Annotated in this window: 17 protein-coding genes; all 17 read left to right on the forward strand. The window is 38.1% G+C overall.

What is annotated here, in order from left to right; genetic code table 11:
- Nucleotides 1-525: RagB/SusD family nutrient uptake outer membrane protein (locus EGI31_RS12760; RefSeq protein ID WP_255037619.1), on the forward strand; the 525-nt coding region annotated here is incomplete at its 5' end.
- A gap of 485 nt (nucleotides 526-1,010) precedes the next feature.
- Nucleotides 1,011-5,975, forward strand: a complete 4,965-nt coding sequence (locus tag EGI31_RS12765) for a 3-coathanger stack domain-containing protein (protein WP_255037620.1) — start codon at nucleotides 1,011-1,013, stop codon at nucleotides 5,973-5,975.
- 247 nt (nucleotides 5,976-6,222) lie between these two features.
- Nucleotides 6,223-6,915, forward strand: a complete 693-nt coding sequence (locus EGI31_RS12770) for a response regulator transcription factor (RefSeq protein ID WP_255037621.1) — start codon at nucleotides 6,223-6,225, stop codon at nucleotides 6,913-6,915.
- 139 nt (nucleotides 6,916-7,054) lie between these two features.
- Nucleotides 7,055-8,410 carry a sensor histidine kinase gene (locus EGI31_RS12775; RefSeq protein ID WP_255037622.1) on the forward strand — a complete coding sequence of 452 codons (1,356 nt, stop codon included), beginning with the start codon at nucleotides 7,055-7,057 and terminating at the stop codon, nucleotides 8,408-8,410.
- A gap of 447 nt (nucleotides 8,411-8,857) precedes the next feature.
- Entirely contained in the window at nucleotides 8,858-9,232 is a 375-nt protein-coding gene (locus EGI31_RS12780) for a DoxX-related protein (protein ID WP_255037623.1), read from the forward strand.
- Between the two features lie 184 nt (nucleotides 9,233-9,416).
- The gene (locus EGI31_RS12785; RefSeq protein ID WP_255037624.1) at nucleotides 9,417-10,784 is read left to right on the forward strand and encodes a Gfo/Idh/MocA family protein; all 1,368 of its coding nucleotides are present in this window, start codon (nucleotides 9,417-9,419) and stop codon (nucleotides 10,782-10,784) included.
- A gap of 90 nt (nucleotides 10,785-10,874) precedes the next feature.
- Entirely contained in the window at nucleotides 10,875-11,093 is a 219-nt protein-coding gene (locus EGI31_RS12790; protein ID WP_255037625.1) for a DUF8507 family protein, read from the forward strand.
- Complete coding sequence (locus EGI31_RS12795) at nucleotides 11,074-11,496, forward strand: putative toxin-antitoxin system toxin component, PIN family (RefSeq protein WP_255037626.1); 423 nt, start codon at nucleotides 11,074-11,076, stop codon at nucleotides 11,494-11,496. The genes EGI31_RS12790 and EGI31_RS12795 overlap by 20 nt, the downstream gene beginning before the upstream one ends.
- A gap of 95 nt (nucleotides 11,497-11,591) precedes the next feature.
- Nucleotides 11,592-13,001, forward strand: a complete 1,410-nt coding sequence (locus EGI31_RS12800) for a Gfo/Idh/MocA family protein (protein ID WP_255037627.1) — start codon at nucleotides 11,592-11,594, stop codon at nucleotides 12,999-13,001.
- A 126-nt stretch (nucleotides 13,002-13,127) separates the two neighbouring features.
- A complete protein-coding gene (locus tag EGI31_RS12805) occupies nucleotides 13,128-14,348 on the forward strand; it encodes a DEAD/DEAH box helicase (protein WP_255037628.1) in 1,221 nt (406 codons plus the stop codon).
- 74 nt (nucleotides 14,349-14,422) lie between these two features.
- Nucleotides 14,423-15,055 (forward strand): DinB family protein, encoded by a 633-nt coding sequence (locus EGI31_RS12810; protein ID WP_255037629.1) that lies wholly within the window; start codon nucleotides 14,423-14,425, stop codon nucleotides 15,053-15,055.
- An 8-nt stretch (nucleotides 15,056-15,063) separates the two neighbouring features.
- Nucleotides 15,064-16,233 (forward strand): aminotransferase class V-fold PLP-dependent enzyme, encoded by a 1,170-nt coding sequence (locus tag EGI31_RS12815; protein WP_255037630.1) that lies wholly within the window; start codon nucleotides 15,064-15,066, stop codon nucleotides 16,231-16,233.
- Nucleotides 16,234-16,470: 237 nt separating this feature from the next.
- Nucleotides 16,471-16,848, forward strand: a complete 378-nt coding sequence (locus tag EGI31_RS12820; RefSeq protein WP_255037631.1) for a hypothetical protein — start codon at nucleotides 16,471-16,473, stop codon at nucleotides 16,846-16,848.
- A gap of 3 nt (nucleotides 16,849-16,851) precedes the next feature.
- Entirely contained in the window at nucleotides 16,852-17,061 is a 210-nt protein-coding gene (locus EGI31_RS12825; RefSeq protein ID WP_255037632.1) for a PLDc N-terminal domain-containing protein, read from the forward strand.
- Between the two features lie 105 nt (nucleotides 17,062-17,166).
- On the forward strand, nucleotides 17,167-18,207 hold the full coding sequence (locus EGI31_RS12830) for a PA0069 family radical SAM protein (RefSeq protein WP_255037633.1): 1,041 nt from the start codon (nucleotides 17,167-17,169) through the stop codon (nucleotides 18,205-18,207).
- A 41-nt stretch (nucleotides 18,208-18,248) separates the two neighbouring features.
- The gene (locus tag EGI31_RS12835; protein WP_255037634.1) at nucleotides 18,249-19,340 is read left to right on the forward strand and encodes a DUF4919 domain-containing protein; all 1,092 of its coding nucleotides are present in this window, start codon (nucleotides 18,249-18,251) and stop codon (nucleotides 19,338-19,340) included.
- Between the two features lie 167 nt (nucleotides 19,341-19,507).
- Nucleotides 19,508-22,057 carry a phosphoenolpyruvate carboxylase gene (locus EGI31_RS12840; protein WP_255037635.1) on the forward strand — a complete coding sequence of 850 codons (2,550 nt, stop codon included), beginning with the start codon at nucleotides 19,508-19,510 and terminating at the stop codon, nucleotides 22,055-22,057.
- Nucleotides 22,058-22,187: the final 130 nt, after the last annotated feature.

Raw genomic sequence — 22,187 nt, forward strand, 5'->3', positions numbered from 1 at the left:
TTCAATAACGGCAAGGACGTAATGGATGACAACGCTGTTCAAGGAAACTCATCTACCGTAGATGGTAAAACAATGAAAATCAGCTGGAGAAAATACTCTCTTCTTTACAAATCGAATGCAGGATTTGCCACTAGCGGTATAAACATGAGAGTGATGCGTTACGCTGACGTTTTGTTGATGCTTGCCGAGTGTGAAAACGAACTTGGTAATTCGGCAAAAGCGATTTCGCTTATGAACCAAGTGCGAGCAAGAGCATCCGTGGCAATGCCAGCTTATCCTACTGCTAACTATCCATGTGACTCAAAAGCCAAGGTTTTTGAAGCCTTGCAACACGAACGTTATGTAGAGTTGGCCGCAGAACAAGTTCGTAATCTTGACCTTATTAGATGGAGAAAGAACAAGAAACAAACTGCCGAGCCAATCTCTTACTTTACTGCAAACAAACACGAGTTGTTACCTCTCCCTCAAACAGAGATAGACAACAACCCTAAAATTGAGCAAAAGGACCAAAACCCTGGATACTAACCCCTCGAATTTGGATAGAATAAGATGATTGAATGGAATAGGGCTGTCTTTTGGACAGCCTTATTTTTTTAAGCCAAAGTGGAAAGGTGTTGAACAATTGATTAATAAATTGCGAATAAAAAATCAGAAAACTCCAAGGAACATTCTAGACAAGAATATTTTAAATCGTCTGAAGATAACGCCTTATATTCTAAACTATCCAAAAAACTAAGTTAATAACTACTTGTTTCACCAACATGGATATATTCAAAAAGCCCGAATCAGTCGATAGAATTTCGCCAATATGGATATTGAGCTGAAAGATTTCAATTTGCACTTTTCAAGAAAAATATACACTTAGATAGGAATAAAATAATTTTTACAATAAAATAAATTTGATTCTATCATTCTGAGTGAAAAAGTCCCTAATTTAGTACAAAACAAAACCTGTAGATTTAATTGTAGGTTAAAACATTTCATTAACATAAACAATCTAAAAATATACTATGAGAAAACTATTACTATTTGTCTTACTAAATTATCCCTTAATCTGTTTCGGCCAAATTAACTTTACGGGAACCTATACACAAGATTTTAACACTTTAATCGCTTCTGGAACTGGTCAAACATTTACATTGTCAGGATGGTCGATTAACGAAACTGGAACAGGTGCAAACCAATTGTACTCTTCTGGGACGGGATCCTCTAATTCGGGCGATACTTACAGCTTTGGTGCTTCATCGAACTCTGAAAGATCTTTAGGAGGGGTTCGGTCAGGTAGTCTAGTTACAACAATTGGTGTCTATTTTACAAATAATACTGGCGGTACCATCACTACACTAAATTTATCCTATATAGGCGAACAATGGCGACTAGGTTCTACCGGGCGAAATGACAGGCTTGATTTTCAATATAGTACCGACGCCACTAGCCTTACTTCTGGTACTTGGACTGATGTGAATACATTAGATTTCATAGCACCAATTTCTTCAGGAACTACAGGGGCTTTGAATGGAAACAGTTCAATCAATAATGCTACTATCACTGGGTCAATTACTGGACTCTCTATCTCAAATGGTTCTACTATTTTTTTGAGGTGGAATGATTTGGATGCCACAGGTGCGGATGATGGACTGTCAATTGATGATTTTTCAATTTCAATTCCTATCCCCTCCATTACACTTAACCCCACAACATTAACCGCATTTACAACAACTCAAAACACCCCATCTACGGCTCAGAGTTACACAGTTAGTGGCTCTAACCTCACTGATAACATTACTATTACAGCCCCAAGCGGTTTTGAAGTTAGCAAAACAGACGCTTCGACTGGATTTGCAGAAACTCAAACCTTGACCCAATCAGGCGGAACTATCTCATCAACAACTATTTACGCAAGACTAACGGGTACAACAGTGGGTACGCCGTCTGGAAACATCACTCATATAAGTGGAAGCACTTCCCAAAATATGGCTGTAACAGGAAATGTATTGAATCAACCACTTATAAATATATCTCAAGTTGCACTTTCAGGTTTTACAACTAATGAAGGTTCGGCTTCAACAGAACAAAGTTATATTGTTGATGGCTCAAACTTGATAACCGATATATCCATTGCTGCACCAACTGATGTTGAGATAAGTTTAAACGCTAGTTCGGGATATACCAATACCATTAATCTAACACCGTCTGGAGGTAATGTGGCTGCCACTACTATTTATGCAAGGCTTAAGGGTACCACCCCGGGAACAGTTTCGGGAGTCATTAGTCATACTAGCACAGGAGCCCTCACAAAAAATCTCAATATTAGTGGTAATGTAATAGCCTTGCCCATAATAAATATTAGCACCAACTCATTAACGGGATTTACGACCATAGAAGGCTCTGCTTCAAACACTCAAAACTATACGGTATCTGGTCAAAATCTTACAGACAATATTTCCATCAATGCACCATCAGGTTTTGAAATTAGTATAAGCGAAAACTCCGGATTCGCGTCTTCATTAAATCTTAACCAAACAGGAGGAACAGTAAGTAACACAGTTGTTTATGTTAGACTTACTGGTAGTTCGCAAGGAACCCCGACAGGAATTCTTGGACATCTCAGTACTGGTGCGGTAACAAAGGAAATATCTCTGAGTGGAACTGTCAATGCCAATAATACTCCAACAATATCCATAACTCCAACTTCATTGTCAGGCTTTACAACTATCGTGTCAAATTCCTCAAGTTCACAATCATATTCTGTTTCAGCAGTAAATTTATCATCTGATTTAGTTATTACGGCACCATCCGAATTGGAGATAAGCCTGAGCTCAAGTAGCGGATTTACAGATATCCTAAACATTTCGCCAACTTCTGGCACAATATTACCTACAACTATTTTTGTAAGGCTGAAAGGTACAGTTGTGGGTCCAATCTCGGTCAATGTAACCAATGCCAGTTCAGGGGCGGCCACTCAGGCTTTATCGGTGGTAGGAAGTGTCATACCACAACCAAACCTAACCTTAAGTTCAACGACATTAACAGGGTTCACAACATATGTTGGTTCATCGTCCTCAAACCTAGGCTATACAATCACTGGAACGGATTTATTATCAGATGTAACACTGAATGTATCCAGTGCTTATGAAATTAGTACAAACCCAAGTAATAACTTTGGCCCATCTGTAACATTGAATCCAATCAGTGGTAATTTAGCTGAAACCAATATTTATGTAAGGTTAAAAGGTACAGAGGTCGGCCCTGTAATTGGTTCAGTTATTCACACAAGTAGCAATGCGGAAACAAAAACATTGCAGTTATCCGGAACGGTCAATGCCATTCCTGAAATTACAATAACTGGGACCCCACTGAATTTTTCAACCACACAAGGTTTTCCATCCATAAACCAACAGATAAGTGTAAGTGGGCAAAACCTAATCGGCAACATATCAATAACATCTCCAACTGGCTATGAAATAAGAAAAGGTTCTGATGCATATTCAAATACTGTAGTGTTAACACACGTTGGTGGTGTAGTAAGTTCAACCACAATAGATATTCGTTTAACTGGAGTAACTTTCGGTAATTTTAATGGAAATATTTCTGCATCCAGTACTGACGCTACCACAAAAAACATCTCAGTCACTGGAACAGTTATAGAGCCAACAGTTAAAATTAGAGATGTCAGAGCTACAATTCCAGCCCAAAATTCTTTCACAGGTAGCCCAGTAAGAATTAAGGGAGTAATTACAGGAATTTTTGGAAATAACAAATTCTACATGTCGGACTCCACCGGCGGAATTGCAATTTTCCAATCCAACATAGTAAGTACAAATAATCTAGCTTTTGGAGATTCAGTGAATATCAAAGGTACTACTGCAAGGTTTAACGGTGAAGCAGAGCTATTGACCATAACGTCAGTGGCTAAACTAACCACTGGATCACTTCCAACACCTAAAATTTTTGACTCCAACACCCCTCCAAATGGAAAGAGCTTAAATCAATTTTTAGCTGATTACGAAGGTGACTTTGTGAAAATAATAAGTGTGAATATCAATTCTACGGGCACTTTCGCAACCTCAAGAAATTACTCAATTATAGCCTGCAACAATGCCGGTGGAAGCGAAATCAGAATTGATGCCGCAGCTACTTCATTTGCAAGTAGTAATAATGTGACAATTCCAAATGTTACACAAGATATCACAGGCGTAGTTGGGCATTTCATCACTGCCAATGGAGGTACGGATAAGTTACAGCTTTTCCCAAGAAACACCTCGGACCTCGCAGCAAGCACAGTAAGTTGCTTATTGTCGAGCGGAGTTGGAGGGTGTGGGGTTGCCTCGGCCACCGATAACCCACAAACTTTGGATGTCGTTACTTGGAATGTCGAATGGTTAGGTCATCCACAAAATGGACCTTCGGCAAGCGGTTCAGCAGATGCAACGCAAATATTAAACGCTCAAACCGTCCTTAATAGCATCGGTGCTGATGTTTTTATCCTTGAAGAAATTTGTCAATACAACGGTTCAAATCCCTCAGATAATACCACAGCCTTTGGCAAACTAATTCAAGGCTTAAATAATACTTACGGAGCTAATGCCTATTCTGGTGAATGCTCGCCGGCTGTTTCCACCTCAGTCGTAGATGCAAACCCTCAGAGAGTTTGCATCATTTACAAAAACAGCGTTGTTAGTAAAATATCAAGTGGGGTAATGTTTAATAATTTTACCCCGTCGACCTATCCGCCCACTGGTACTCCAAGCCAGTTTTGGGCCTCAGGTCGCAAACCCTTTATTTTTAAAGGAGAAATTAACCTTAATGGGCAAAAAGACACTATAAATTTTGTTGGGCTTCACGCAAAATCAGGGTCAGATGCTATCTCATATGCCAGAAGAGCTTATGATGTAAAAGCAATGTATGATTCATTACAAACGTATTATCCAACTCAGAAAGTATTGATAGGGGGAGACTTGAACGACGATTTGGATGTTTCAATATTTCCAAATAATGTGAGTACCTACAGTCCATTTCTTTATGCCAATCCCAATGAGACGAATATAAATGGGGTAAGGCCTAATCCTGATTTTGATGCAGTTACAAAGATATTAAGTGACGCAAAATGTGCAAGTACTGCTTCATTTCCAGACTATATCGATCATTTCATAGTTTCAAATGAACTCAAAACTGGTTCTTCAAAATTCAATTATGTGAATGGTTCCGCTACCAATATTCAGCCTTACTCTTTGGTAGCCAACTATGCCACCACTACATCTGACCATTTTCCAACTTTGGTAAGGTTTAGATCTCAACCATGCCCTTCAAAACCAATTATTTCATCAGAAAATTTAGCTATTTGCGTTGGTAGTTCAACCACCCTGTCTGCAAGTTGTCCTGGAGGTATTTTAAACTGGACCGGTGGTTTGACTGGAAACAGTATTACAGTTAGTCCATCACAATCAAAAAGTTATAAAGTGGCTTGTACCTTAGTAGATTGTACTTCGGATTCGAGTGATGTCGCCACAGTCGTAGTTAACTCTATTCCTCTTAGTCCTACCTTGGAGGCAAATCCTGCATCGATTATATTTGGACAATCCTCAACATTATCAGCTACGAACTGTGCAGGTACAATCACTTGGTCATTTAATAATACTACAGGGACTTCGTTAGTCGTAAACCCAAGTTCAAACACCACTTATACGGCTACTTGTACTACAAACAATTGTGTAAGTGCTTTATCTTCAATAACTGTTTTGGTAAGTTCTTCAGACCCTTGTTCAGCACAAGTAAATCTTACGAGTCCAAATGATGATTATAGCTCTGAAAATAAACTAAAACAAGCTCTTGCCAGCAATGGTAAAATTTTTGGATCAAATAAAATAAGTGGATCCAGCAGAGTTACTTACCAAGCAAAAAGCATTGAATTGACCCCTGGATTCAAAGCCGATTTGGGAACAATTTTTAAGGCAGAGGTAGGAGGCTGTAATTAATACTCTAAAATCGCTACAGAGAGGGCCTTGTGTTACATATATGATGCCCTCTTATTTTTATTTTTTAATCATTTAAAAACAATGGATGCATGTAATTGAATCTTTCAGGTAATTAAACGTTTCAACCCAAACATCATTTATTTACCTTTTTTGTTTTTTGGAAATACTCAAATGTATATTTTTGGTTTGCTAACATAACGAACCCATAAAGTAATCTAGGTTCTAATATAAAAATCAATAATATTTCATGAAAAAAATTCTGTTGATAGAAGACGAAGCCCATGTAGTTTCTTTCATAAAAAAGGGACTAGAGGAGGAGGGTTTTGAGGTTACGGTGGCATTTGATGGCAAAACTGGCCTTAGCTTGGCCCTTGAAAACAATTTTGACCTTATTGTGCTGGATATTATGCTACCCGAAATCAACGGATATGAGGTTTGCAAGGAAATTCGTAAAAAAGACCAGTTGATACCTGTTATCTTCCTTTCCGCGTTAGGCACCTCAGAAAACATCGTTATGGGTCTGGAATACAATGCCGACGACTACATCGTGAAACCATTTAAGTTTGTAGAATTACTAGCCCGCATCCGCAACTTGCTCAGAAGAACCGAGAACACCTCTACACCCAAACCTGACTTACAGGAAGAATTTATTTATAAAATTGACGATTTGGTCGTAAACGATTACACCAAAACAGTAGTAAGAAATAGTCAAGAAATTTCCTTAACAACTACCGAATACAAGTTGCTTCTTTTTTTTATCAAAAATAAAGAAAGGGTACTATCCCGTCCGGATATATTAGATGAGGTCTGGGGCGTAAGCTACGAACTTGGCACCAATGTGGTCGATGTTTATGTCAATTATCTCCGAAAAAAAATAGACTCCCAAAGCAACAATAAGCTCATACAGACCATGATAGGCATGGGTTATGTAATGAAATAGGGCTTCAAATTATCTTTGAATTCAAAGAATAATACCAACTTTGATTTTTTAGTTTGATTGGAATTTAAAATTAATTAAATCCCAATGACCAAGTCTGAAATCTTAAAACAAAGCTAGAACACTCGAAATAATTGTTCTCATGAAAATTCAAGTAAAATCGAATCTCCTTCTGCTAACCTCCTTTTTTTTAATCATCCTAGTGTTCGGAGGATTTGTCTATTTTTTTGAAAACACCTACTCCAAAGACGATTTTTACAAACTTTTGGAGGCACACATAGACACTGTTTTAAAAGGTACAATAAATGAAAAACAAAAAGATGGTTTAATACAAGGCCTAGAATCCGAATTTACAAACGAGAAAAATTTTGTATTTGAATACAGTGGTGACACTGACTTTAAATTTGAAGTTCAAGTGACAAAACTCCCAATAGATTTTTTCAACAACTTGGTTACCAATAAACAAGCGGAATATTTCAACAACAAAATTTACTTTAAAGGAAAAATAATCAACCTACACAACAAAAATTATATCGTTGTGAGCTCAGCTGAGAACTTTTTGCTGCAGCATCAAAAGAGATATCTTACCAAAACACTCTGGGTTTTGGTAATTTTAGCGTCGGTTCTAGCAGTGATTATCTCCTTTTTTCTGATGCGATTTGTATTTAGGCCACTAACCCAAATTACCGAAAAAGTAAAACAAATAAACCTTGAGAATCTGCATCTTCGGCTTGAAGAAAAAGGCGAAAGTGATGAATTAGACGAGCTTGTGAACACGTTCAACAATATGCTCAACCGAATGGAAACTTCATTCAATACCCAAAATAATTTCATTAGCAACGCCTCGCATGAACTCCGAACACCATTGACGGCCATTATAGGTGGTGCAGATGTAGCCCTAAACAAAACCCGGACAATAGAAGAATACGTAGAAACTCTTAAGGTGATTCTGGAAGAAGCCGAAAACCTTGATAAAAAGACACAAGCACTGCTATTTTTAGCTCAAACTGGTTTTAACGGCAAAACAGTAAAGTTTGATAAAGTAAGGATGGATCAACTACTTTGGGATGTAAAAGCCACCACCGAAAAAATAAATCCAAAAAGTAAGATAGTTATGGATATGAGCCGTTTGCCAGAAAATCATATGAAATTGAAAGTAAAAGGCAACAATCAGCTTCTACACTTGGCAGTTAGCAATATCATCATCAATGCCTGTAAATATTCTAAAAATGACCCTGTAAATGTGTCACTTGATTCGACTGATAATCATATTCTTTTGCTAATAAAAGACACAGGAATAGGCATACCCGAAAATGAAATGGATTATATCTATGATCCATTTTTTAGAGCCTCAAATAGTAAAAACTTCGAAGGTTATGGCATTGGACTTCCACTAACCCGCAATATCATACGTATGCATGGAGGTGAACTTCAGGTAAGCTCCATCCAAAATGTGGGCACCACCGTACAAATCAAACTTCCTGTTGGTCAATTCTAGCCTCAGCTGGAACTAAAAAAACAATCATCTTTGCCATGAAATGATAGGATAACCATACATTTCAAAAATAAGAAGGTGTCCTAGTTTTCACTTACCGAACCCTGATGTGATACATTAAAACTGGCCCAATGTTTTGTGAAAATCAAATTTCTTATTGATGATTTTTAAGATAACCCAATAAGCCATACCGACATATCTTATTGGCATTTTCGCAACACCAAAATCAGCGTGTGTTTCATTTTAAAGGATTTCTAATCATTTGTAAGTATGCAAAAACTGATAAGCTATTCAGCCAAATTGACGTATACTTGGGTTAAACTAAATCTGCCTAAAGAATAAATCTGCTATTGAAAATTTAAAATAATACAATTATTTTTGTTTTATATTAATAAAAAATATTAATTTTCGGAGAATTTCTATTTAACCCTAACCTAAACCTTAAATACTATGGAGCAAATTATCGGTCCTTTGACCAAACTCGGTCGTTTCCTTTTGGCTGTTCCAATGGCCATATTTGGCATTTTACACTTTATGGCCGCTGATGCTATGGCTGGCATGGTTCCCCTTCCTGGCGGAGCCATCTGGGTGTACGTTTCAGGCGTGGCCCTTATCGCGGCTGCTGTTTCTATCATCATGCAGAAAAAAGCTCGTTTGGCTGCTACTTTGTTGGCGATTTTACTTTTGATCTTTGTTTTTGCCATCCATTTGCCGGGTGCTATGAAAGGCGGCGACAGTGGACAAATGTCTATGATGAGCCTTCTGAAAGATCTAGCCATCGCTGGTGGAGCACTGATTTTTGCTGGTACACAGCCCATCGAATAAATTTATTTAATCCTTCGCATCGGCGGGGGATTTTTTGTTTGTTTTTTTACCCCTAAACCTATATAAACACAATACGCCTCGAATCTTTTGGGGTGTATTTTTTTTTGTCAAAAATTGAATTGATTTACAAAAAAAGAGCGTCCAATCGCTATATTTGGTTCAAAAATTTCAACACTCCAAAAACATGAAACCCTCAAGAAGAAAATTTATTAAAAATATAGGCAGCTTGGCCGTCCTCTCAGGGGTTAGCACAGTGGCCAAGCCTTTCAATATTATCAAGAGCTTATCGGTAAGTCCCAATGACAAAATTAGGCTGGCCACCATTGGTATGGGAATACAGGGCCATTATGACACCAAAGCAGCCTTGAAAACATCAGGAGTAGAATTCGTAGCTGCGGCCGACTTATACACGGGTAGGCTTGAAAGGGTAAAACAAACATTTGGAAATGACATGTTTGTAACCCGTGACTACAGAGAAATACTCCGAAGAAAAGATATCGATGCTGTGATAATAGCCACGCCTGACCACTGGCATGACAAAATTACGATTGATGCCCTAAATGCAGGCAAAAATGTGTACTGCGAAAAACCCATGGTACAGGCCATCAACGAAGGTAAACCAGTAATAGACGCTTGGAAAAAATCTGGCAAAACCATGCAAGTGGGTAGCCAGAGAATCAGTGGAAGTGTTTTTCAAGAAGCCAAAAGAATTATTGCAGCAGGAGACATCGGAGCTATAAACTATGTGGAATCTAACTCAGACCGCTTCAGTGCCATTGGAGCCTGGAATTACTCCATTCCTACAGACGCCTCACCAGCTACAGTAGATTGGGACACATTCCTGAAAGACACCGCCAAAATGCCTTTCGACGCCAACCGCTTTTTCCGCTGGAGAAATTATAAAAACTATGGCACAGGTGTAGCAGGAGACTTGTTCGTTCACCTCATTACCGGCGTACATTATGTGGTAGATTCCAAAGGACCAAACAGAATATTTGCCTCCGGGGGCTTGAGATATTGGAAAGAAGGACGTGACGTTCCAGATGTGATGGTGGCTATTTTGGATTATCCAAAAGCAACTACACATGAGGAATTTCAGATGGTTTTAAGAGTGAACTTTGCCAATGCAGGAACGATTAACAACAATACTAGAATAATCGGTACCGAAGGCCAGATAGATTTCTCAGGAAATGGCCTAACATTAAGTAAGAAAAAACTACCAAAAGCACCAGGATTTGGCAATTACGACAGTTATTTTACCTTCTCAGATGCCCAACAAAAAGAATTCGAGAAAGAATACAACGCCCGATTCACCGAAGCAGACCGGAAGGCAGAACCAGTAAAAGAGGTAAAATTCACTCCCGAACCTGGCACTGACGAACACGCCAACCACTTTGGTAATTTCTTCGAAAATATCAGAAAAGGAAGCCAAGCTACCATAGAAGACCCTATTTTTGGATTCAGAGCAGCAGCACCTGTTTTGGCTTGTAACGAAAGCTATTTTCAGAAAAAAGCCATCAATTGGGATCCAGTGAATATGCGGAAATTGTAAATAATTATGTAAGAAATGTAGTTAAAAGTTTATTAGGTTAAATTTGCTAAATGTCAAAATTAACCTAATTTTACTTTAAAATATTGTATCATGACCGTTTTACAAACCAAACCATTGAGTAATATTCAAGCAGAATTGCTTAAGTTGTATGCCAACAACCTAAGTGACGAAGATCTTTTTGAAATAAGAATGATGCTTGGTAAATACTTTGCCAAAAAAGCAACCGAGGCAATGGATAACGTTTGGGACAAAAATAACCTATCGGAACAAGACATGATAAATTGGACAAATGAGCACAACCGCATTTAAGGTTGTCATAGACACCAATATATTCATTACGATTATAGGCAAAAAGTCTCCATTTCGTTGGATATTTGATGCCATTTTAGATGGTAAATTAATTCTTTGTGTTTCTAATTCCATTTTGTTGGAATACCGAGAAATCTTGGAAAGGAAGAACGGCGTAGAAGTTGCAGAAAATATACTTAATTTTCTTGCGGTCTATCCATTTGTTGAAAAGTTTGATATTCACTTTAACTTAGACTTGATTCCGGAAGATAAAGACGATAATAAATTTACCGATTGTGCCTTTGCTTCTGGTTCAATACTTATTTCTAACGATAATCATTTCAATGCTTTATCTCAAATCAACTTTCCAAAAATCACACGTTTAACTATCGACGAATTTTATCAATTTTGGAAATTCAAATAAATTTCTAGGATGATTTAATATTAATACTAATTCAAAATTATTCTAAATCAGACTTTAAGTCATTCCATCAAATATTCAACCGACCCAAACAAAAAATGAAATCAAACAGAAGGAAATTCCTCCAAAATATAGGCACTAGTGCGGCGGCCATTAGCTTGCCCAGCATTTCTAAAGCCGCCGTGAAAGCTGAAAATAGCGAAACTGCTAAACCAAAAGCCAATCAAATATTTAACATGAGTGGTTTTGCCGCTCCTAAGCTTGACAAAGTCAGGATTGGCTTCATTGGTTTGGGTAATCGCGGCCCGGGAGCTGTAAAGCGTATGAGCCAAATAACAGCAGTAGAAATTGTGGCCCTCTGCGATAAAGACCCATTAAGGGTAGAAAAGCAACAAGCAGTTTTATCCAAAGCTAACCTACCAAAAGCACGGGAATACAGCGGTGTTGACGGATGGAAAGGCTTGTGCGAAAGCAACGATATAGACTTGGTGTATATCTGCACGCCATGGAGTTTGCATACGCCAATGGCCGTCTATGCCATGAAAAATGGCAAACATGCCGCCATAGAAGTGCCTGCCGCCAAAACCATAGATGAGTGTTGGGAATTGGTAGAGACCTCCGAAAAAACAAAAAAACACTGCATGATGTTGGAAAACACATGCTATGACTTTTTCGAGCAAATGACCCTCAACATGGCGAGAAATGGCCTTTTTGGAGAACTAATTCATGCAGAAGGAGCCTACATTCATAATTTACTAATCGCCAATTTCGGAAAAACCTCCTACTCCGACATGTGGCGGCTAAACGAAAACGCCAACCGAAACGGTAACCTCTACCCTACTCATGGCTTAGGACCCATTTCGCAATGTCTGAATATCAACCGTGGCGATAGATTTGATCATTTGGTGGCTATTTCGTCCAACGATTTTCAAATGGGTGAAATGGCCAAATCATTAGCAGCCAACGACCCTTTTTATGAGGATTATGTAGGAAAACCGTTCAGGGGCAACATGAATACGACCATCATAAAAACCGAAAAAGGCAAAACCATCATGCTCCAACACGATGTAACCTCCACTAGGCCGTATTCGAGAATTCATTTGTTGAGCGGAACCAAGGGAGTAGCACAAAAATGGCCCGAGCCAGGTAAAATAGCACTTGGAGAAGACTGGATGAGCGAAAAAGAGCTGAAAGACATTGAGGAAAAATATACCACCCCACTGGTAAAACACATTGGAGAAATAGCCAAAAAAGTAGGTGGACACGGCGGAATGGACTTTATTATGGACTGGAGATTAATCGATTGCCTAAGAAACGGTTTACCGCTCGACCAAGACGTTTATGATGCCGCCGCATGGAGTTCCATAGCTCATGCAAGTGAACTCTCGGTAATGAAAAAAGGAAAAACTGTGGATATCCCAGACTTTACGAGAGGAGCCTGGAAAAACAATCAACCTGTAAGTTTGACTTTAAATGGTGGCGGAAATACAGAGGTTAGGAAAGTTTGAGTAAGAAAAGTTTCAGTATCCAGCCCTTTTTGGTTCGTCTACAATTCGCCAATATATTGACCTTTGCCGTCTTAGCACTATATTTGTACTATTCTAGCTTTGGCTAATAAAATAAATAGTAAACAATTGCAATTCAACGAACTCAATATACACGAAGACGTACTGGCAGGCATAGACGCCATGAACTACCTTAAGGCCTCGCCAATACAAGAAATGGCCATTCCGATTATTCTAGAAGGTAAAGATCTCATAGCCTCTGCTCAAACCGGTACAGGCAAAACCGCCGCCTATCTGATTCCGCTTTTGGACTTAATCATAAGAAGTAGAAACGAGCACATAACTGCTCTGATTTTGGTACCCACTCGTGAGTTGGCCAAACAGATAGATGAACAAATAGAGGGATTTAGTTATTTCATAAGAGCTACATCTTTAGCCATTTATGGCGGAGGAAAAGGCGAAAACTGGGATCAGCAACGCAAAGCCTTGGTGGATGGGGCTGATATCATTATCGCTACACCGGGCAGACTTTTGGCTCACATGAAATCAGGCGATGTCAAATTCGATGATCTCAAATGCCTCGTGCTTGACGAAGCTGACAAAATGTTAGACATGGGATTCTCAGATGACATACTTTATGTTATCAAACATCTACCTGTCAATCGTCAAAATTTGATGTTTTCGGCAACCATGCCACAGAAAATCAGAGATTTTGCTAATAAAATCCTCAGAAATCCTGAAGAAATAAAACTGGCAGTTTCGAAACCGGCCGTGGGTATAGACCAACAGTTTTTCTTAGCGGCTGATCACCAAAAACTTCCACTTTTAATTCATCTACTAAAAGATAAAAAAGACCTCACTATTATTATCTTCTCTTCACAAAAATCCATGATCAATCAGATTATCAGGGCTTTAGGAAAAGTAAAAATAATGGCCAGAGGTATCTCTTCGGACAATAGCCAAGAGGAGCGAGAGGAATATTTGAGGGGATTTAAAAACAAGAATTTTAATATTTTAGTAGCCACAGATGTACTTTCTAGAGGCATTGACATCAATAACCTCAACTTGGTAATCAACTACGATGTACCTCGCGATGCCGAAGATTATATTCATAGAATTGGCCGTACAGCTCGTGCTGAGACAACAGGTACATCATTCACTTTCATCAACGAAAAAGATCAACGTAAAATAGCCAGCATAGAAAAACTTCTAGAAAGAGAAGTAGAAAAACAAAATATAACGGAGAGCCTGGGACTTGGTCCAGCACCGGAATATTCGGTAGAAAAACGTAGCTTCAAAAAGCCATTCAAGAAAAAATTCTTTGGCAAAAAGCCCGCACCAAAACCGTAATATAAAATTTTGAGGAAAATTTCGCTAATGATTTCGTTTTCTTTACATTTATTGAAGATTAACCAAAACAATACATGAAAATTGAAAAATTAGCCCGAAGAGATTTTATCGAAAAATCTTTCGGATTTGCTGCCCTAGGTGCCAGTGGTCTTGTACTACCCCGCAATGCTTATGGAAAAACACTTCCAGAAGACAGAAATTTGAACATTATAGGTCCATTACCAGGCTATTCCCCTCAGATCGGAACATTAATTTCGATGCTTGACTGGCTAAATAACTCAGTGATTGCCTACCACAAAAGGCTGACAGTGGAGCAATTGGACTACATCCACGACAAAGAATCTAATTCTATTGGTTCATTGATGATGCACATAGCGGCTACCGAAGTAATCTACCAAGACATCACTTTTCATAATCTTGAAGATTTTTCGAAAGAAAATAAAGAGAAATGGAACGTGGCCATGGACCTCGGAGAAGCTGCCCAAAAACAGATAAAAGGAAACCCACTGAGCTACTACAAAGACGCCATGGACGAGGTTCGTGCCAAAAGTAAAGAGGAATTTAAGAAAAGAGATGACAAATGGCTGCTCTCAGGCGAGACCAAAGATTGGGATTGGAACAACTACTGCAAGTGGTTTCATGTAGCCGAACACATAGCTAACCACCGAGGCCAAATGACTTGGTACGCCAAAAGATTGCCTAAATAAGTTTTTGAATGCCGAAAAAAGAGTTTTTTTCATTACCAGAAAATATACATTATCTCAACTGTGCCACCATGTCGCCACTGCCAAAAGTGGTGGACGAGGCTGGCATAAAGGGTTTATTACGAAAATCACAGCCGTACGAATTAATCCAAGAGCATTTTTTTGACACTGCTGAAACTGTAAGAAAGCGATTTGCCCAACTCATCAATTGCTCTAATTATAAACAGATTGCCATAATGCCTTCGGTATCTTACGGCATGGCGACTGTTGTAAAAAACATTTTAAAAAAAGGAATACCCAATCATAAAACCAAAGTGGTTTTGGTAGGCGAGGAATTCCCGAGCGATGTATATGCATGGGGAGAACTTACAACCGAGGTCCCTAAAGTAAGTATTGAGACCATCCAAGCACCCGATGAACTCGAAAATAGAGGTGAAATCTGGAATAAAGTACTTATAGAATCTCTGAATTCTGAGGCCTTAGCTGTTTGTATTTCACCTACACATTGGGCAGATGGCACACGCTTTCATCTTGAAAAAATCAGAGAGAAATGTGCCGAAAATAATATCTTATTTATCATAGATGCCACGCAACATTTGGGAGCTTATCCGTTTGATATTCAAAAAATAAAGCCTGATTTTCTAGTTGCCGCCACCTATAAATGGCTTCTCGGACCTTATGGAACCACTTTGGCCTTTTTTGGCAAATACTTTGACGATGGTTTTCCGCTAGAACAAACTTGGATAGGACGGAAAAATAGTCAAGATTTCAAAAATCTTATCAATTATCAGTCTGAATATCAAGAAGGTGCGTTTAGGTACAACATGGGTGAATTTAGTAATTTCATCAACCTCCCCATGGTAGAAAAAGCCCTAGATTTATTGATAGATTGGCAACCAGAAGAGATTCAAAACTACGCCAAAAACCTAGGAAAACCTTACATAGAAAGACTAAGAAAAGCGGGCTATTGGATTGAAAAAGAAGACTTTCGAGCAGCCCATTTATTTGGAATAAGATTGCCAGAAAATATCCAAATAGAGACGATTCAGAAAGCCCTTTCTGACCAAAAAGTATTCGTTTCTTATCGTGGAAAGGCTATCAGACTATCCATAAATGTGTGGAACGATGAGACCGACATGGAAATATTCACCCAAATATTAGAAAACTTAAGTAAAGAATAATTTCCTTTGCAAGTTGACGAATGTTAAACTCTTAATTTACGAGTATATTTTTTACAACTATTTGAAAGTCAGAAACCCCAGAGGGGTTAGAGTATATTAACAGAAAAGAATCCTAAGTAACCCAAAACCCTGTAGGGGTTTAACATTTAACCAGTATTTAGATAAACCTCGGCAATTCACCCCTAGGATAATATTTGCAAATCAAAAAAAGTAACCATTATAAATTAAAAATAGCTCATGGACAAAATGTATTTTATTCTGCTCGGAATCGTAATTCTTGCTTTCATTTCTAACATACTTATCATAACCAAAAGCAGTTATCCGGGCAGCGAAGTTGGGGTAGGGCCAATCATTCAACTTATTGTCGCCATTCCTCTTTTCTTAATCTCAGCCTTGGTGTACTATTTCACCAAAAACCTAGAAATCAACTTCTGGATATTACTACTACCTTTATTTCTTGAAATAGCCTACTTTGCTTTTACCAAAGACCTCTTCAATATCTTCGGTAAAGACAACGGTGCATTTCTTATTCGTAGCTATATTTATGCCATCGCCTTGAGTACTGTAGTAGGTATTTTAGCCGCTTGGATGCTCGGCGTTTTATCAAAAAAATAAATCATGACATACTTATCACTTTCTTTCGGTTTGGTTTTTTGGCAAATTATGGTATTTTCGTTTTGGTTATTGATGATTTTTGCCATCATAGATATCGTCAGATCCAAATTTGAAGGCAATCACAAACTCATTTGGGTGTTGGTGACCATCTTTGTGCCTTTTGGTGGACTCATCTATTTTATTTTTGGCAGAAAAAATAAGCTGAAAGAATAGATTAATACAATTCAATCTTGACTTACTGGCAAAAAAATAAGCAGAAAACCTCCAAGGAATTTAGCATTTTTTCAGTTTTCAAATTCAGCTCCTTACTTTTAGAATATGAAAGGACAAGGAGCTGTAAATAACGTAAAAAATCGCTTTGACAAAACCGAAACTGAACCGTTTTGGGAGAACGATTATGACTACGAAGAAATAAAAACCAAGACAGAATTCATAAAAGTACATGCCAAAACCATTGTAAATCAGGTCAAAAGCATAGACTTGCCCTTTGTGCAATCGCTCAACCCGTACCAAGGCTGCGAGCATGGCTGTTCGTACTGCTATGCTCGTCCCACCCACGAGTATTGGTCACTGAATGCGGGCGTGGATTTTGAACGAAAAATTCTCTACAAACCAGACGCCCCTGCCCTACTTGAAAAACATTTTCAGAAACGCAATTACGTTCCGCATCCCATCTCCTTCTCAGGAAATACCGATTGCTATCAGCCTGCCGAAAGGAAATTTATGCTCACTCGTCAGCTTTTAGAAGTCTGCCTGAAATATAAACATCCGCTGACCATTATCACCAAAAACGCACTTTTGTTGCGAGATTTAGACATTCTTAAAAAACTTCGAGAAGACAATTTGGTTGCCGTGTCGTTATCCATCACCACCTTAGACGAAGAAACTCGGAGAGTTTTAGAACCCAGAACATCGTCAGCGGCCAACAAACTTAGAGCCATGAAAGTCCTTTCCGAAAACGACATACCCGTTTTTGGCATGATAGCACCCATCATTCCAGCCATTAATAGTCATGAAATTTTTGCTTTAGCCGAACAGTTCTATTTGAATGGAGCCTTCGGATTTTCCTCCACCATGGTCAGGCTCAACGACACCGTAGAACCCATTTTTATGCAATGGGCCAGAACACATTTTCCTGACAGAGCCGACAAAATACTGAACCAAATCCGTAGTCTGCATGGAGGAAATCTGGGCAGCAAAATACCTAAGGAGCGAATGAAAGGTAGCGGAATATTGGCGGATTCATTTCAGCAATCTTTAAAAATAGCCAAAGACAAATTTTTCCCGAACTTCGAATTTCCAAAACTCAATGACACAGATTTTCTACCATTACAATCTGGTCAGCTTAGCCTTTTTTAAGATTGCTAAATTCTTTAAATTTACCTTCCCAAAATTCAAATATGAAGAAATTAATAGTTGTACTAATTACAATATCGAGTTTGGCAAATGCTCAATCAATAAATTTTAGCTACAAGAAAGATTATACCAAATACATATCAGATACTAAAAATTCATCCTCCAACTACTATTTCCCGAAATTAAAGGAACGAATTAGTAATTATGATACAACTTTAACTAAAAGCGAAATACTCCATATTTTAATTGCCAGCACGGAAATAGAGAACGATATAGAGGAATTAGAGTCGAAAGAATATGAAATATTTGAGTCCTCCGAAAAAAAGGAATTTAATCAATCTATTGAACTTTCCAAAAAACTTTTGATTAAATACCCATGGAACCTGACTGCACATAAAGAACTATCCTACGCTTTAAAAAGTAATGGAGATAGTCTATCAAATGATTACAAAAAACACTACCAATTTTTTAGAAAAATTACTGAATCTTATCTCACAACTGGAAATGGAAATTTCGAGTCACCAATGTTTTCAGTGACTTTTATGGATGCCTTTCAAATTATGAATGGATATTTTCGATGTAAGCCAACAACTAAACAGATGTTTTTTGAAAACCAAACTAAGGACATTCTATATGCATGTCAGTGTTATTCGAGTACTTATGATCAAATTTTCACAAAATACTTCTATCTTACGCATTTTAAAAACTATTATGGAAAATTCATAGAGCAGTTGGATGATTCTAAAGAAAATATTAACGGATACACTATTGAAACTGTAAACGGCGAAGATTTTAAAGGAAAAGTTTTTACGCAATTTGATGAAGTACCTTTCTTATTTGAAGAACCGAATGATCTAAAGGATTACATAATTAAGAACTTAAAATACCCTAGTAATCAGTACCTTAGCACAGTTAACAAATCCAAAACAACCAGTGAGTACACTATTTCTCTAAAATTTGTAGTAACGAGTAAAGGGGAATTGAAAAATTTCCAAATTGCATCCAATGACCTTGACAGAAAATACGCCGAAATTGCTATTAATTTTTTAAGAAATACGAAAAAATGGAATCCAGCAAAAATTAATGGTAAAGCAATTGATTCACTTACTTCAATTTCAATTCCTTTCTACTTTTAATACCATCTGAATATCAACAAATTCTAAAAAATATCAATTTACCAATATTTAATTTGGAAAAAATAACTTTTTACTTGCTTTTCCCCAACAAATATTCTCATTTTCCCACTTTTTTTTGTGTTTTATTATCTTTGTTTTGAATTATTATCATTTGGAAAAACAAAACCATGTCTAAACAAAATCTTGAGACACTATTTACCCAAGAGGTTCATAACAAATATCTGGTATTCAACACCCTCTTTTCGAGGTTGCCATACGATAAAATGACCAATATTGGCACACTTATGCCCTTTTTACATGACAAAGCCAAACAAGGTTTCGAAGGTGGTCTCACGCCGAAAGAAATAATCAATTCGTTTTTTGAACGATATACCAACATCAAAACAGAGAAGGAAAAAATTGACTTGCTGTTCAGATTTATCACTTATATAGAACGCCAAGTGGTACTTTTTGACTCCGTTGAGGATGCGGCTTTTGAGAAACTTAATGCAACCAACACCAAAGGAACGTTGGCATCGATAATGGCATTGGCTTCTCAACACGACAAAGTGGAAGAAGTAAAAGAAAAACTCAAAAACTTCAAAGTAAGAGTAGTTTTCACGGCTCACCCAACGCAATTTTATCCAAACTCGGTGCTCAGAATCATCCAAGACTTGGAGGCGTGTATAGCTACAAACGACATAAATGCTATTGATGCTTTGCTCCAACAATTGGGCAAAACACCATTCATCAATGACGAGCAACCCACCCCCGTTCAAGAAGCTCAGAGTATAATTTTTTATCTCAGACATGTATATTATGAGGCTATTGGAGCTTTGCACGACCTCATTTATAACGATATTTTAGACGAAAACGAAGCCTTCAGATCTATCATCGACCTTGGTTTCTGGCCAGGTGGCGACAGAGACGGTAACCCATTCGTAACAGCCGAAATAAGTAAGAAAGTTGCTCAAGAACTCAGAACCAACATTTTGAAGTGCTACTACAATCATTTCAAAGATATCAGACGTAGGTTTACTTTCAAAGGCGTTATTCCTCTTTTGGATAAAATCAATAACCGAATCTACACCAACATGTTTGGTCTGAACAACGACCTCACAGCAGCCGAACTTTTGGCAGCTTTGGCTGAGGTTAGAGACAAAATGGTAAGCAACCACAACTCTATGTTTTTGGGAGAACTGGACAGATTCATCAGAAGAGTGAAGTTGTTTGGCATGCACTTCGCTAGTCTCGACATCAGACAGGATAGCAGCATACACGAAGCTGTCTTTCAAGCTGTTGTGAGCAAATATAAAGTTTCTGAGAAACCATACGCCGAGTGGTCACATGAAGAAAAAGTGGCATTTTTGACCAATAATGACATCACTGTAAACGAAGACGAATTTGAGGATCCTTTGGTAAAAGATACGTTCAAAACCATCAAGGCCATAAAAGAAATTCAGACCAAAAATGGCGAGAAGGCTTGCCATAGATACATTATTTCAAACTCCACTTCCTCGTGTTCGGTACTTGAAGTGTTGGCCATGTTCAAATTCTGTGGTATTGAAGAAATAAATGTCGACATCGTCCCGCTTTTCGAAACCATCGAAGGCCTAGACACAGCGAGACAGTCGATGAGCGAACTCTATAACCTAGAATATTACAAAAAACAGTTAAAATACCGATCTGATTTTCAAACCATTATGTTGGGATTCTCCGACGGCACAAAAGACGGAGGATACATAAAAGCTAACTGGGAGATTTACAAAGCAAAGGAAAACCTAACCGCAGTCTCCATGGAAAATGGTATAAATGTGGTCTTTTTCGACGGCCGAGGTGGTCCTCCAGCTCGTGGTGGCGGTAAAACACACCAGTTTTACGCCTCACAAGGTCCGAGCATTGCCAACAACGAAATTCAGATTACCATCCAAGGGCAGACGATTTCGTCGATGTATGGATCAAAACCACAGGCAATTTTCAACTTCGAACAGCTATTGTCGGCAGGTGTGATAAACGACATATTTACTGATGATAAGTCGCTGATAAGCAAACAAGAGCGTGACCTGATAGAAGAATTGGCTGAGGTTGGGGGTAAAAAATATTTAGAACTAAAAAATCATCCGCTTTTTGTGTCCTATCTAGAGCACAAAAGCCCATTGAAATATTACGGAAAAACGAAAATCGGAAGCCGTCCGAGTAAGAGAAACACTTCTAGTCAGCTCAAATTGAGCGACTTACGAGCCATTCCGTTTGTGGGTTCATGGAGTCAGTTGAAACAAAACGTTCCAGGATTCTTTGGCTTTGGTACTGCTCTTCAATCAAAAATTGATGAAGGCAAATTGGAAGAATTGAAGGACCTTTTCGAGAATTCATTGTACTTCAAAACCTTGATGCAGAATAGCATGATGGCACTTTCGAAGACCTATTTCCCGCTGACTTCTTATATGAAAAACGACCCCATTTACGGTGAGTTTTGGAATATATTGTATGAGGAACAACAAAGAAGCATAACCAACATGCTCCTAGTTTCTGGTCAGAAACTCTTGATGGAAACCGACCCTATCAGCATGATGTCCGTAGAATATCGCGAAAATATCGTGTTGCCATTGTTAGCTATTCAGCAATATGCTTTGCAAGAAGTGGAAGAGAATTCAGACGAAAACGCCAAAACAGTTTTTGAGAAAATGGTAACCAGATCGCTTTTTGGAAACATTAATGCGAGTAGAAATTCGGCATAATATTATTTTACCAAATATTTAAAAAGGATTAAGAGAACTCGATTTTCTTAATCCTTTTTTTGTAAAAAATCTTCATGAACTTCATGTCATAATCACTTCATATTAAAAATCAAACGTATGTTTTTTTAAC

It is taken from the genome of Lacihabitans soyangensis (assembly GCF_024343775.1).
In the GTDB taxonomy this organism is placed as follows: domain Bacteria; phylum Bacteroidota; class Bacteroidia; order Cytophagales; family Spirosomataceae; genus Leadbetterella; species Leadbetterella soyangensis.